General features: G+C 66.6%; 1 protein-coding gene. It reads right to left on the reverse strand.

Translation table 11 applies throughout. The features are described from left to right. A partial coding sequence (locus ACFVV5_RS19170; RefSeq protein WP_387247300.1) for a hypothetical protein occupies window positions 1-935 on the reverse strand: 935 nt, incomplete at its 3' end. Window positions 936-1,203 lie beyond the last annotated feature (268 nt).

Genomic DNA, 1,203 nt, shown 5'->3' on the forward strand with positions numbered 1-1,203 from the left:
CGGCGGGGTTGGACGCGTTGAGGAACACGAAGACGCCGTCGGATGCGCCCGGAGTGGCATCCGTCGCCCCGCCGCTGCCTTGCGTCTGTGTCCGGGACGTCGGTCTCCTGCGGCAGGGCAGCCCACTCCGAGGCGGTGACATGGTCGATCGGTGCCTCGGAAAGCGGCACCCGGGATCGGTGCAGATAAGCCTGTCCGAGCAGCCGGTTTCCATTCGCGTTGGCGCGGGCATTGCCCTGGCGTATGGCCGCATCGAATTCGACGACATCGGCCCACTCGCCCGGGGAGGGATCCCTGATATTCCGCCACTGGGCATTTCCGTGAAAAGGGCAGCCGAGGCAGCTTGACTTGGGCGTGTCGGCCAAACCAAGGTTGCTCAGATATCGCACGCAGTCCGCCCTTGACCAGCCCATATCGATGAGCGGATGGATGTTGTGCATGTACTGGACGCCAGAGTCCTTCGCCCGGTGGAACTCGTCCGTGCTGATGCCGACCCACTGCTCGACGAAGACGCCCTTCGGTACCCTGGTCGGATAGGGGTATCCGAGGATATCGCGGATCTTTTTCTTGATCGGTTTGATTTTATATTCACCCGTGCATTGCCGCCGAGTCATCCCTTGCTTTCCGTCTTGGTTGAGGATGTAAAGCGGCATGGAGGCGAAACGGTGGCTCGGATTCAGTGCGTCTTCGCGGATGTTGCCCGAGGACACTCGAACGATCGGGATTCCTGCAGGTGCGGCGACTTCCCGTTCGAGACGGTCGAGGTGCTCGTACACCTTCCTCGGCTCCCAGTCGGTGTCGGCGAAGACCGCGACGTCGATCTGGGGGAGGGAGCCGTCCGCGGACAGGCACAGCAGGGCCGAGCTTTGAATCCCGGCACCGAGCGAAAGTGCGCGCAGGGCCGGGCGGGTGGTGGTCTCGCCGGCGGGAGGCATACGTCGGGGCGTGGCGAGGGACGTGGTGATGGTGGGGATGGGGGGTCCTTGCGGGGTGTTGCCGTCCGCCGCGGGGGGCTCGGCGGGATCGGCATGGGGCGGGTCGGGGGGAAGGCGGTGTTCGCCGTCAGCGGCTTCGTGCGGGCACCGGGGTCGTGGGGGCCGGGGCGGCGGCGGAGGCCGAGATGGTCGGGGTGGCCGTGGGGACGGTGAGGAGTGCCGCCACGGCGCCCGTGCCGCCGCGTGTGAGGCGGATGCGGTCTTGAGG

Origin of the sequence: Leifsonia sp. NPDC058248 (genome assembly GCF_042881905.1) — a bacterium.
GTDB lineage: Bacteria > Actinomycetota > Actinomycetes > Actinomycetales > Microbacteriaceae > Leifsonia.